This window comes from Chryseobacterium ginsengisoli (assembly GCF_039542325.1).
Classification (GTDB): domain Bacteria; phylum Bacteroidota; class Bacteroidia; order Flavobacteriales; family Weeksellaceae; genus Chryseobacterium; species Chryseobacterium ginsengisoli.
On the sequence record NZ_BAABHX010000003.1, the window covers coordinates 703,093 to 715,138 of the forward strand.

Here is a 12,046-nt window from a genome sequence, read left to right on the forward strand (position 1 = left end):
AAAACCACACCGCGAAGGTTTTATTTTTCTGCAATTTTTGCTTTAAGGTCTTCAATCTCTGCTTCTAATTTTTCTATGTATTTTTTCTGAGATTCCCATAATGAAAGTGGAATATTGTAATTATTGTTATTCACAATATTTCCTGTTGCATGTTCATTATCATTAAAAATGAAAACCATATTTTCATCAGCTTCATAAATATCTCCTAAGGATACATCCAATGTTTCAGCAATTTTCTGCCATTCCTGCAAAGAAATTTTTGCCGTCCCTTTTTCCCTTCTGTTATAGTTGGAAACATCTATACAAAGAATATCCGCCATTTTTTCCTGACTGATGTTCTTTCTTTTACGGGTTTCTATAAGTTTTGTTTTTTCCATTTCTGCAAAGTTTAATGTAAAGATAATTTTTTTGCGAAAAATCGCAATGAAATCGCAAAAAGAAAATTTTATTTCATCAGGTTTAATTTTTAGTTTTGAATTGTTAAACAAATAAAATAAACAGATGAAAAAATTATTATTAGCGTCAATGCTTTTAGTGTCAGTAGTAACATTTGCAAAAACTTGGTCGGTTCGTACATCTTGCGGAAAAACAGTAAGTCTTACTACGGCAGACAACGTCGGAATAAATGATCTAAAAGACTTTGTAAGATTAACTAATTATGATGTTTGTGGAGTTTATCCAAGCTCTGTAACTGTTACTCTTTAAGAAAATCAAGTAAAGGAGAAAAATTCTCCTTTACTTTTTTATTTATCAATAAGCTATTTAAATGAAAAATTTCACAATATTACTTCCTTTATTTTTATTTCAGTTATTATTTTCTCAACAAGTGTTAAAAACAGATTTTGCTGCTTCATATAATGTTGAATATCCTATATTTAAAAAGAAAAATTCTGAACAATTTTTACTTTTTATAAATACTAAAGAAAATACAAGTTATTATAGAAGTGCAAATCAATATGTTTTGGATTCCCTGTCTAAGCGAGGAAAGATTTCAAATGATGATGTAATGTCTTCTATTCCCTATGATACTGCACTCGGAGAAGAGGTTGTAAGAAAAAATAATATTTTTACGGTGTACGAAAAAGTAAAAGATGCAAAGCTTAAATACACTGAGCCAATAAATTTAAAATGGACAATTTATAAAGATACAAAAGTATATGCTGGTTATAAAACAAGGAAAGCTATTACAACAGCCTATGGAAGAAAATGGATTGCTTGGTATACAGAAGATTTGCCACTAAATTTTGGTCCGTATAAATTTTGTGGACTTCCCGGTATAATTGTCAATATGTATGATGAGAAAGGGGAATATTATTTAACATTAACGCAATTTAAAAAGAAGGTTAAACAGATTGATCTTCCAAAAGATAAAAGTTATAAGAACTTTACTAAACAGAAAGCTAAGCAAGCGAAATACAATGCTTTATCTAATATCAATGGAATTGTTTTCGAAGATCCCAACGAAAAAAGAAGAATGGAGCAAGTTAATCAAAAAAGAATAAAAGAATCTCCACAATTAGATATCGAAGGCAACAATTAATGAAAACGCTCCGCCGTTGTGCTTATAATTTTGATATTTCAGAGGCTGAAAACATTTATCATCTGACGATACTGTTTACGACTATTATCAACGTAATATTTTTTTATATAATACAATACAACAGGTTGGAATTTAAAAAATTACATATAATATTACTCGTTTTAGCCATGATCGTCCAATTTTTCTTTACACGTCATTTTAGGATGATATAAATAAACTACTCCTCTCAAAATCGTTGAGAGGAGTTTGTTTTAATCAATATTTCTTTGGGATAGAAAATTATTGCCTGTGTCGTACTAAGAAGACACTCTTCTCCGACCTAAGAAGACACCCTTCGCTGAGCGAGAAATACATTCTTCGCCGGTCGAAGAAGACATTCTTTTCAGAACAATGTAAAAAAGATCATTAATTTTCCTTTCCTGTGTAATAATTATAATCCTTAATCACAATTCCAATAAACTGTCGTTCCGTCATTTTCGTAGGATCAACTTCAAGTTTCAAAATGTTTTTAATTTTATCCGAAAGTTTGCTGATAATTTGTCGGTCGTCCACTCGGATTGCTTTTATGTAATTATCTTTAATAATTCTCATATCATTATCACTTAAGCCAATTACCTGTGGAAAAGTTGGAATGTAATCGTCTTTAATGTGTTCTAAAATAGTGTGAGAAATATTGATATTATTCTTCAAAGAAATCACCGCCGTTCCTGAAGCAATATCTCCCAACCGTTGGTTGTTCTTGGAAACAATCATAGAGATCAAACCAATTATGCCCAGAAAAGTAGTATCGATAATTCTAAATACCCAGCGAATCATATAATCTCCAAATCCCGCCTGATAACCGTCGATCTTTACCACACGGATTTTCATTATTTTTTTGCCCGGAGTTTGCCCTTCCATAAGGCTTTCTAAAACCAAGGGATAAATAAAAGTAGGAAAGAGAAGAATGATATAGACTGCGCGTGTAGACCAGCTATCAAGCTCATCTAATAAATGCCCCAAATCCAGAATATTGAAAAAAAGATAAAAAATGCAAAAGCCGTAAGCTACCTTGATCAAAAGGTCTAGCATAAAGGCAAGCATCCTTTCTCCAACACCGGCGGTATTGAAATTAATATTTACATTTTGTGAAGTATTAATGGCAATTTGAGACATAATTTTTATTATTTTAGCCTTACAATATGAGAGAAGTTTATTTCATTAAACAAAATAAAGAAAAATGGTTGGGAATCGAACAGGTTATTCAAGGGAAAATTAAAAAAAATCCTGATGACCTGTCTTCGCTGTATATCAACCTTGTCAATGACCTTTCTTTTGCACAGACGTATTACCCGAAAAGTAATACGACGGTTTATTTGAACCATCTGTCGTCTCAGATTTTTCAAAAAATTTATAAAACAAAAAGAGTAGAAGAAAACAGATTTTTGTATTTCTTCAAAACAGAGGTTCCTTTGTTGGTTTATCAGTACCGAAGATATTTGGGCTATGCTTTTTTGTTTTTTACTTTGTTTACTTTAATTGGGTTGCTTTCTGCGATTTATGATAAAAACTTCGCGAATATTATTCTGGGCGAAGATTACGTAAATCAAACGATAGAAAATATCAAAGCTGGAAATGCAGTCGGAGTTTATCAGAGTGGTTCAACCTGGGGAAGTACGATTGGTATTATTTTTAATAACATCGGAGTTGGGGCGAAGCTTTATATTTACGGTATTTTCGGCGGAGTGGGAACTTTGTATGCATTGCTTTCAAACAGTGTAATGTTGGGCTCTTTTCAATATTTTTTCTACGATTACGGGGCTTTGCAGGACAGCGCGAGAGGGATTTGGCTTCACGGAGTTTTCGAAATTTTTGCGATGGTCGTAGAAGCGATGTGTGGTTTGATTTTAGGAGCTTCGATTTTGTTTCCAAGAACTTTATCTCGATTTAATTCTTTTAAAAACGGATTTAAAGATTCATTTAAAATATTTTTAAGCACGGTTCCATTCACAATTTGTGCAGGAATTATTGAAGGATATGTAACGAGACATGCTTTGAAAATGCCTTTGTTTTTAAACTTAATTATAATCTTCGGATCCTTAGTGGTGATTGGATTTTATTATTTCGTGTATCCTTCCATTGTCAACAAAAAAATTAATAACCAAATCAATGATGCAATTTTATAAAAAGAGAGATTTTGGAACTTTTATAAGTGATAGTTTTAATTTTTTTAAACTTTACGGTAAAAATTATTTTAAAAGCTATATTTTAATTAATGGGCTTTTACTGATTTTGCTTGGAGTTATCGGATTTATTGGCTTTCGCGATTTTTTTGGAAAATTATCAGGCTCAAATTTAAATGGAAATGTAGGCTACTTCGAACAATATTTTGAAGATAATCTTGGGCTGTTTATTGTTATGGGAATACTGATATTTCTACTTTATTCGGCTTTGGTAACTATAAATTTTCTGTTTCCTGTCTTTTATGTAAAAAGAGTTTCCAAAGGAAGTCTGCATATAAAAACAGATGAAATTATCAGTGATTTCAAAACCAATGCAGGAAAGATTTTCAAATTGTACCTGGGAATTATATTTCTTGTTGTACCCGGATCGATATTTTTAATAGGTATTTCCGGTGCATTAATGATTGTCTTAATTGGTTTTGTATTGATCTTATTTGTTCTCCCAACATTATTTAATGTCATAACTTTTCTTACCTACGATTATTTTGATAGCAACCGTGGTTTCTTCGGAAGTTTAAGTTATGCGATAAGATCCCAGTTTTCTTATCCAAATGGGAGAGAAAGTTCGCCATATTGGAAATATTGGGGAACGGCTATCATTCTGGGCATCATTTATTATGTAATCAGTCTGATATTCTCTTTTGTTCCAAGATTGTTTTTTTATGGATCAATATTTACAACAACTCCGGATGCAAATTTTGAGCAAAATCCTTTTACAGGAACTATGGGGATCATTTTCTTTGTGGTTTCTATAATATCGGCAATAGTTTCCATGATATTGATGAATTTATTGTATGTCAATTCGGGACTCATGTATTACGACAGCCGTACAGATCTTCATCAGAAAGTAGGATTAGCAGAAATAGAAACTATTGGTATTAATGAATAAAATTCTTCTTTTTTTATTAATTTTTATCTCTGTTGGATTTACGCATGCGCAAACGGAGGAAGATCCGCCACCGCCGATCTCGGAAGTGTATGTAGATTCCATGGACACGGGGCATTATAAAAATATGCTTCGTGCAGATTCTGTTTTAATAGAAAAACCTGTGAGTGAAAATCAGGTTTATCCGAAAAACTTTAAAGAAAATATTCCTTCAAGATATAAAGGTAAAGAATTCGATTATACCACCATAAAGCCGAGAATGTCTTTCTGGGAAAAGCTAATGGAAAAAATCGGAGAGTTTTTTGACAGTATTTTGGGCCAAACGGTATTTACAAAAACAGGGAATTTTGCAGGCGTTTTACTGCGTATTTTTGCTATTCTTCTTGTTGGATTTCTGCTTTATGTTATCATTAAATATTTAATTGGAAATGGTGGGATTTCTTTCTTCGGAAAGAAAAATAGAAAAGTCGAGATCCGGGACGAAGATCTGTATGAAAATATTCATGAGATCAATTTTCCTGAAAGTATTTTAAAATTTGAAAAATCAGGCGATTTCCGTTCTGCGGTTCGTTATCAGTTTTTATTTATCCTTAAAAAATTAAGTGATAAAAAATTAATTGCATGGAATCCCGAAAAAACAAATAAAGATTATCTTGCCGAATTGAAGGCTCCGAATTTGAAGAATCAGTTTTATGATCTTTCTTATATTTTCGACTATGTTTGGTATGGAGAATTCAATATTGATGAGGAAAATTATCTGAAATTTAAAAACCAGTATCAATCATTTAAACCGTAATTAAACTTTTATCATGAACAAAACTTTCAAAATATATGCTGTAATTTTCATCGTCGTGATGGTGATTCTGGCGTTGTTTGAAGTGAATAAAACGGAAAGTACGGATTGGTGGAAAAATTTCAAAACGTATCAGAAATCACCGTTCGGATTGTTTATTTTTAATAATGAGGTCAAAGATCTTTTTAAAAATAAAATTAAAAAAATCAACCAGACACCTTATGATTATTACAGCGAAAATAAAAAGAAACCGCACAATATTCTGGTAATAGAACATGAAGTTGACAGTGAATCCTGGAACAAGATTTTGGATCAGGTTTCCGAAGGCTCAGATGCGATGCTGATCGTGAGTGAAATTCCGAAAGAAGTTTCAGACAGTATCGGTTATTACGATTCTAAACTTTCTTTTGAAGACGAAAATGTTTTAAAACTGACGGATATAAAATATCAGAACGATTTTATTCATTTGGATAAATTTCCTTCAGGAAGAGGGTTTACTTTTATCAAACCGGGTGTAGAAGTTCTAGGGAAAACTGTTGAGAAAAATAATTCCGATCAGGCGAATTTTATAAAGGTAAATTTCGGCAAAGGACATTTTTATGTTCATTCCGAGCCGCTTTTTATTACAAATTATTACCTTTTAAAGAAAGGAAATGTAAAATATGCGCAAGATGTTTTTTCGTATCTTGATGATAAAGAAACGTTGTGGTTTGATGAAAGCAATTCGAAAGCTTCCCAGTTTTTCTTACGATTTATTCTTTCAAATCCTGCCCTGAAATACGCTTGGTGGATTCTTTTGGGGGGATTGGTTTTGTTTATTTTCTTTAATGCAAAAAGAAAACAGAGAATTGTCCCGATAATTGATCCTTTGAAAAATACATCGGTAGAATTTGTGAAAAGTATCGGAAATTTGTATTTGCAGGAAGGGGATTTTCATGATATGATGGCGAAAAAAGCCCAATATTTCCTGAATAAAGTAAGAATGGATCTTTTAATTGATACTCAAAATCTGGATGAAGAATTTGAGAAGAAACTTCAGCTAAAAACCGGAAAGCCAATGGAAATGATCACCGAAGCTGTCGTTTTTATTAAAAAAGCCCAAAATCCTTACGCTCATGTAATGAAAGAAGATTTGGCAAAAATGAATAAATTGCTTGATCAAATAATTTAAAATGTAACGATCTAAAAATATAACAATGTAGCAATCTTTCCAACGGGTAAACTGCTACGTTGCTAAATTGTTAAATTAAAACAATATGGAAAACCTTGAAAACCAAAATATAGAATCCCAAAGTTCTATTAATCTTGATAAAAAAGAAGATCAGTTTCAGTCGAGAATCGAGATGATTGAACTTCGCACAAGTTTAGAGAAAGTAAAATCTGAAATTGCAAAAGTAATTGTAGGACAGGAAAATATGGTTGAACATCTTTTGGCAGCACTTTTGTCAAACGGTCACGTTTTGATCGAAGGTGTTCCGGGAGTTGCAAAAACGATTACAGCGAAATTACTGGCAAAAACAATTGATGTAGGATTCAGCAGAATTCAGTTTACGCCGGATTTAATGCCTTCTGATATTTTAGGAACGTCAATTTTCAGCATGAAAAACTCTGAATTTGAATTTAAAAAAGGTCCGATCTTCTCTAATTTTATTTTAATTGATGAAATCAACAGATCTCCTGCAAAAACTCAGGCTGCATTATTCGAAGTAATGGAAGAACGACAGATCACGATGGACGGAACACGCTATATTATGGAGGAACCTTTTCTGGTGGTGGCAACTCAAAACCCAATTGAGCATGAAGGAACTTACAGACTTCCCGAAGCGCAACTTGACCGTTTTTTATTCAAAATAAATGTAGGTTATCCAAATTTGGAACAGGAAATTGCGATCATCAAAAACCAGCACGAAAGCAAAAAAGAAGATAAGACCGAAGTTGTCAATAAAGTGATTACTTCTCAACAATTAAAAAGTTATCAACATTTGGTAAAAGAAATCATTGTTGAGGCTCAATTGATGGAATACATTGGAAAAATTATTGTTAATACAAGAGAAAACCAATTCTTATATTTAGGAGCTTCCCCAAGAGCGAGTCTGGCTTTATTAACGGCATCAAAATCTTTTGCAGCATTAAGAGGAAGGGATTTTGTAACACCGGAAGACATCAAAGAAGCAAGTTATGCCGTCTTAAGACACAGAGTAATTGTTTCGCCGGAAAGGGAAATGGAAGGTTTAACAGCAGACGAAATTATCAGACAAATTTTAGAAGGAATAGGGATTCCAAGATAGGTTGCAGGTAGAAGGTTGCAGATTGTAGTTTGCAATTCAACGTTAAAAATTTCATGTATGGCTAATTTTAAAGAGCTTCTAGTTTGGCAAAAATCTATTGATTTTGTAACTGAAATTTACAGAACAACTGAAACATTTCCTAAAGATGAAACTTTTGGGTTGAAATCTCAAATTAGAAGAGCTTCAGTTTCGATTCCATCGAATATTGCGGAAGGAAATTCTAGGAGAAGCAAACTAGATTATTTACAGTTTTTGAGAATTTCAAGAGGAAGCTGTGCCGAAGTTGAAACGCAATTAATTATTTCAAGAAATCTTCACTTTTTAGATGAAACAAACTATTTAAAACTAAACAAGAATATAATTGAAATTTCAAAAATGCTAAATGGTTTAATTAATTCTTTAAAATAAAAACTTTTTGACAGCCACGAACTGCAACCTAAAACCTAAAATCCGCAACCTTAAAAAGAAATGAAAAACCTTTACATCAATACACGTTTTTTCTTCGCACTCATCGCAGTGGGGGCATTGTATGTTTTTGCATTTTTCTTTCCGTTTTTGACGAATGTTGCTCACATTGTTTTAGTATTGTGTTTCTTGGCAGCGATGGTGGATTATCTTTTTGTTTTTAATCAGAAGGATGGGATTTTAGCGCAGAGAATTTTACCTGAAAAATTGTCAAACGGTGATGAAAATCCCGTGAAAATTGATATTAAAAATAATTACGGTTTTAAAATTAATGTTAAAGTAATCGATGAAATTCCGTTTCAGTTTCAAAAGAGAGATTTTCTGATTGAAAAACAGATCGAGTCTGGAAAAAATACCTTTTTTCAATATATTTTAGAACCGAAAGAAAGGGGAGAATATAATTTTGGAAGTTTAAATATCTATGTTTCTTCACCTTTAGGATTTGTTTCAAAAAGGTTTAGTTTTCAAAAAGATGCGAATTTACCGGCTTATCCGTCATTTATTCATTTAAGAAAATATGAATTGATGGCTTTGCAAAGCGAATTTTTATTAGGCGGAATTAAAAAAATCAGAAAGCTGGGACATACAATAGAATTTGAGCAAATCAAAGAATATGTTCCCGGAGACGATATCAGAACGATCAACTGGAAAGCGACTTCAAAGACAAACCGTTTGATGGTCAACCAGTTTCAGGATGAAAAATCACAACGAATTTTTATGTTGATTGATAAAGGCAGAACGATGAAAATGCCTTTCAAAGGATTGAGTCTGTTGGATTATTCGATCAATGCAACGATGGCTTTGTCACACATTATTTTGAAAAAAGGTGATCGCGCAGGAATGATGACTTTTTCAAAGAAAACGGAGAATAAAATTGCTGCAGAGAATAAATCTGGGCAGTTAAGAAAAATATCGGAAGCACTTTATAATATTAAAACAGACTTTTTTGAAAGTGATTTTAATAGATTGTATCAAGACTTAAAGTATTCATTAAATCAAAGAAGTTTAATATTACTATTCACCAATTTTGAAACGCTTGATGGATTAAATCGTCAGTTAAAATATCTTCGCGGAATTGCTAAAAATCATTTATTGGTCGTTGTTTTCTTTAAAAATTCAGAATTGCAGACGTTGATTCATAAAAACCCGGAAAGCACACAGGAAATTTATGACGAAATTATTGCCGAAAAATTTGAGTTTGAAAAAAAATTAATCATTCAAGAACTCCGTAAATACGGAATTTATACGGTTTATACTTTGCCGGAGAATTTAAATATCGACGTTATCAATAAATATCTGGAGATAAAAGCGAGAGGGATTTTGTAATTTTGTGTAAGATTAACACTTAGAAAATAATGCTTCAAGAACGTCAGTATGATATTACTAAAAATTTGCTGTCTAGAAACTGTTAGTATTAGATTTGTCATGCTGAGCTTGTCGAAGCATCTTTAATATAATTTAAAAAAAATGAAAATAACACTTAACAGAATCAACGACGATTTTTTGTTTGAAGCCACAAATTCTCAAGGCAATTCAATTCTTTTAGATAATACGACACAACCCGGCGCAAAAGGCGTTTCTCCTATGGAAAGCGTTTTAATGGCGGTCGCAGGTTGCAGCGGAATTGATGTGGTTTCTATTTTGAAAAAGCAAAGACAGGAAATTACAGATTTTAAAGCAGAAGTAGAAGGCGAAAGAATTCCTGTGGATGATGCAAAGCCTTTTAAATCAATTAAAGTGAAATTCTTTTTAGAAGGAAATATTGATCCTAAAAAAGCTCAAAAGGCAGCACAATTATCTTTCGAAAAATATTGTTCTGTTTCTAAAACACTGGAACCTAATGTTGAGATCGGATACGAAGTTTATGTAAACGGAGATATCGTTACGGCTTAATTTTTAATTTAAATAAAACAAAACCCGGTCGGAAATTAATTTCCAACCGGGTTTTTCAGTATGAATGTGTGTGTAAATTATTTTTTGATCGTTTTCATGCTCTTTACAGAACCGTCTTTCATTGTTAATGTTAAAATATACATTCCGGATTTTATTCCTCCTAAGAATAATGAGGAAGATGGATTTTCCGCCGTTTTCACCACAATTCCGGAAGGATCTGTAATCACAGCTTTGTTTACATTTTCCGCTTTTTCTATGTATAATGTATCAATAAATGGATTCGGATAAGCAATTCTTTCCTTTTCTTTGGCGTTTACTTCGCTTGTCGCTAAAGCAAGAGGCTGAACGGTAATTGTCACGGTAAAAGTTCCATTGTCAACTTTATTGTAATCCGTGCTACAATCTGATCCTCCATAAGTTCTCCATGCTCTAAGGTCGAAATTTACGGTGCCTGTAAGATTATTTGCTATTGTAAGCCCTGTTCTGTTATATGAGAATGTTCCACCGTTTTGCCCGGCTCCCGAATTTACCGAACTTTCAGCTGTTCCGTTTGTAGAACATACCAATAAACTTCTTTGTTCAGACATCCATCCGTTGCTTGCGGTAGTCATCGTATAAGAAACGTCTGTTGATACTATTTTATAACCTGCAGGAACATTTACAGAAACCGTTCCGGCACAGTTTGTACTTGTAGAAGTATCCGGGCCAAAATTATATTCTGTGTTAATATCTCCGATTGTATAGGTAGTAGAAATTTGCCCCGGAGCGAATTGTTTCATTTTCCAGAAACTGTAAGATGAACTTCCGCAAGAAGATCTTACCCAGAAATAATATGTTTGTCCTGTTGTTAAACTATTTAAAGTAACCGAATTTCCTGATGGTACAACTCCTGAAGGTGTGGTCGTTGCTGTTGGCGGAGTAGGAGATGTGCTGTAATAATATTGATATCCTGAAGATGGTGCGCCACTCGCTGGAACTGCCCAGCTTAATGTTGCGTTATTCATTGTGGTTGTTGCGGTGATATTGGTCGGAGCGCCACAAGGATTATAAGCATCAGCTGCAAAAGCAAAAATATTTGGAATTCCTCCTGTTCCTGATTTGGTAACTGTTACACTTTTTATGGTTCTGGAAAGGTTTGTTGGATTGATGATTAAAGGAATTTGATATAATCTCGGATCTGTTCCGTAACCAGACTCTAAATTGTCATTAGTGATATTAATTCTTCCGATTCCCTGAATAGCATAATTACTTCCGTAATACCAGTCTGTAATACCAATTCCGGTAAAAGTCTGTGAAGTATTATCCGTGAAATTCACATCTACATTTACTGTACAATCTCCACTTCCTCCAGTTGCTAACATATATACAGTGCTTGCAGAAAGGGGATTAGAGAAAAGTAAAGTACCATTGTCATTTGTATTTTGCAGCCTCAATGAATTATTTGAGCTATAAGACGCCATTTGATAAGACAGTCCCGAAGTTGATCCTACCACAGAATTTATAATCCCGTTTACAGGAAGTCCGTAAGTAAGTGCAGGACTCGCTGCAGTCAATTGAAAATCTCTTGAAACGAATGCATAACTCACTCCATCAACATCATTATTGGTTGAAGAAGCAGATGATCCTACTCCATTTGCAATCACATCTGCATTAAAGCCACTTTGTACAAGCAGCGGCTGATAATCCTGAGCGTAAATCTGAGTAGTAAACATGCTGGATAGTACCAATCCGGCAAAAGGGAATAGTTTTCTTTTCATAAATACTTTTATTTTTTGTGATGCTAATATAGGTAATTTGTTATTTATAATTTAATATAAAAAGAAAATTAATATAGAATTTTTACGATTATTAGATAAAAATTACTTTTCTCTCATTGGAAAATAGATTTTAACTATAATTGATTCACATATTATTGAAATAACAAATAGTATGTCATAAATAATAAAATAATCCCCTTTC

General features: G+C 32.8%; 13 protein-coding genes. 10 read left to right on the plus strand and 3 right to left on the minus strand.

Features of this window, described 5'->3' with window-relative positions:
- Positions 1 to 20: 20 nt before the first annotated feature.
- Positions 21 to 377, minus strand: a complete 357-nt coding sequence (locus tag ABD940_RS12540; RefSeq protein ID WP_345204317.1) for a helix-turn-helix transcriptional regulator — start codon at positions 375 to 377, stop codon at positions 21 to 23.
- A 124-nt stretch (positions 378 to 501) separates the two neighbouring features.
- On the opposite strand from ABD940_RS12540, the gene ABD940_RS12545 reads away from it, so the two are divergent.
- Positions 502 to 705, plus strand: a complete 204-nt coding sequence (locus ABD940_RS12545; RefSeq protein ID WP_345204319.1) for a hypothetical protein — start codon at positions 502 to 504, stop codon at positions 703 to 705.
- Positions 706 to 766: 61 nt separating this feature from the next.
- A complete protein-coding gene (locus tag ABD940_RS12550) occupies positions 767 to 1,540 on the plus strand; it encodes a GLPGLI family protein (protein WP_345204321.1) in 774 nt (257 codons plus the stop codon).
- A 405-nt stretch (positions 1,541 to 1,945) separates the two neighbouring features.
- Here the strand turns inward: ABD940_RS12550 and ABD940_RS12555 are convergent, their stop codons facing one another.
- The gene (locus ABD940_RS12555) at positions 1,946 to 2,695 is read right to left on the minus strand and encodes an RDD family protein (protein WP_345204324.1); all 750 of its coding nucleotides are present in this window, start codon (positions 2,693 to 2,695) and stop codon (positions 1,946 to 1,948) included.
- A 26-nt stretch (positions 2,696 to 2,721) separates the two neighbouring features.
- Between ABD940_RS12555 and ABD940_RS12560 the strand changes: the two genes are divergently transcribed.
- The 8 genes from ABD940_RS12560 (at position 2,722) to ABD940_RS12595 (ending at position 10,087) form a co-directional block, all read left to right on the plus strand.
- A complete protein-coding gene (locus ABD940_RS12560; RefSeq protein WP_345204327.1) occupies positions 2,722 to 3,705 on the plus strand; it encodes a stage II sporulation protein M in 984 nt (327 codons plus the stop codon).
- Positions 3,689 to 4,651, plus strand: a complete 963-nt coding sequence (locus tag ABD940_RS12565; RefSeq protein WP_345204330.1) for a DUF4013 domain-containing protein — start codon at positions 3,689 to 3,691, stop codon at positions 4,649 to 4,651. The genes ABD940_RS12560 and ABD940_RS12565 overlap by 17 nt, the downstream gene beginning before the upstream one ends.
- Positions 4,644 to 5,444 (plus strand): DUF4129 domain-containing protein, encoded by an 801-nt coding sequence (locus tag ABD940_RS12570; protein ID WP_345204333.1) that lies wholly within the window; start codon positions 4,644 to 4,646, stop codon positions 5,442 to 5,444. Before ABD940_RS12565 ends, ABD940_RS12570 begins: the two co-directional genes overlap by 8 nt.
- A gap of 13 nt (positions 5,445 to 5,457) precedes the next feature.
- Complete coding sequence (locus tag ABD940_RS12575; RefSeq protein ID WP_345204336.1) at positions 5,458 to 6,612, plus strand: DUF4350 domain-containing protein; 1,155 nt, start codon at positions 5,458 to 5,460, stop codon at positions 6,610 to 6,612.
- Positions 6,613 to 6,697: 85 nt separating this feature from the next.
- Positions 6,698 to 7,729 carry an AAA family ATPase gene (locus ABD940_RS12580; RefSeq protein WP_345204339.1) on the plus strand — a complete coding sequence of 344 codons (1,032 nt, stop codon included), beginning with the start codon at positions 6,698 to 6,700 and terminating at the stop codon, positions 7,727 to 7,729.
- A 57-nt stretch (positions 7,730 to 7,786) separates the two neighbouring features.
- On the plus strand, positions 7,787 to 8,137 hold the full coding sequence (locus ABD940_RS12585) for a four helix bundle protein (protein ID WP_345204342.1): 351 nt from the start codon (positions 7,787 to 7,789) through the stop codon (positions 8,135 to 8,137).
- A gap of 60 nt (positions 8,138 to 8,197) precedes the next feature.
- Positions 8,198 to 9,520 (plus strand): DUF58 domain-containing protein, encoded by a 1,323-nt coding sequence (locus ABD940_RS12590; RefSeq protein ID WP_345204344.1) that lies wholly within the window; start codon positions 8,198 to 8,200, stop codon positions 9,518 to 9,520.
- Between the two features lie 141 nt (positions 9,521 to 9,661).
- Complete coding sequence (locus ABD940_RS12595; protein WP_345204347.1) at positions 9,662 to 10,087, plus strand: OsmC family protein; 426 nt, start codon at positions 9,662 to 9,664, stop codon at positions 10,085 to 10,087.
- A gap of 77 nt (positions 10,088 to 10,164) precedes the next feature.
- On the opposite strand, the gene ABD940_RS12600 is transcribed toward ABD940_RS12595, so the two are convergent.
- The gene (locus ABD940_RS12600) at positions 10,165 to 11,844 is read right to left on the minus strand and encodes a T9SS type A sorting domain-containing protein (RefSeq protein ID WP_345204350.1); all 1,680 of its coding nucleotides are present in this window, start codon (positions 11,842 to 11,844) and stop codon (positions 10,165 to 10,167) included.
- Between the last annotated feature and the right edge of the window lie 202 nt (positions 11,845 to 12,046).

Bases quoted from the DNA above. Each gene is read 5' to 3' on its own strand.
- ABD940_RS12545 (WP_345204319.1), top strand. From the start codon at position 502: ATGAAAAAATTATTATTAGCGTCAATGCTTTTAGTGTCAGTAGTAACA.
- ABD940_RS12570 (WP_345204333.1), top strand. From the start codon at position 4,644: ATGAATAAAATTCTTCTTTTTTTATTAATTTTTATCTCTGTTGGATTT.
- ABD940_RS12600 (WP_345204350.1), bottom strand. From the start codon at position 11,844: ATGAAAAGAAAACTATTCCCTTTTGCCGGATTGGTACTATCCAGCATG.
- ABD940_RS12550 (WP_345204321.1), top strand. From the start codon at position 767: ATGAAAAATTTCACAATATTACTTCCTTTATTTTTATTTCAGTTATTA.
- ABD940_RS12595 (WP_345204347.1), top strand. From the start codon at position 9,662: ATGAAAATAACACTTAACAGAATCAACGACGATTTTTTGTTTGAAGCC.
- ABD940_RS12580 (WP_345204339.1), top strand. From the start codon at position 6,698: ATGGAAAACCTTGAAAACCAAAATATAGAATCCCAAAGTTCTATTAAT.
- ABD940_RS12555 (WP_345204324.1), bottom strand. From the start codon at position 2,695: ATGTCTCAAATTGCCATTAATACTTCACAAAATGTAAATATTAATTTC.
- ABD940_RS12585 (WP_345204342.1), top strand. From the start codon at position 7,787: ATGGCTAATTTTAAAGAGCTTCTAGTTTGGCAAAAATCTATTGATTTT.
- ABD940_RS12575 (WP_345204336.1), top strand. From the start codon at position 5,458: ATGAACAAAACTTTCAAAATATATGCTGTAATTTTCATCGTCGTGATG.
- ABD940_RS12560 (WP_345204327.1), top strand. From the start codon at position 2,722: ATGAGAGAAGTTTATTTCATTAAACAAAATAAAGAAAAATGGTTGGGA.
- ABD940_RS12565 (WP_345204330.1), top strand. From the start codon at position 3,689: ATGATGCAATTTTATAAAAAGAGAGATTTTGGAACTTTTATAAGTGAT.
- ABD940_RS12590 (WP_345204344.1), top strand. From the start codon at position 8,198: ATGAAAAACCTTTACATCAATACACGTTTTTTCTTCGCACTCATCGCA.
- ABD940_RS12540 (WP_345204317.1), bottom strand. From the start codon at position 377: ATGGAAAAAACAAAACTTATAGAAACCCGTAAAAGAAAGAACATCAGT.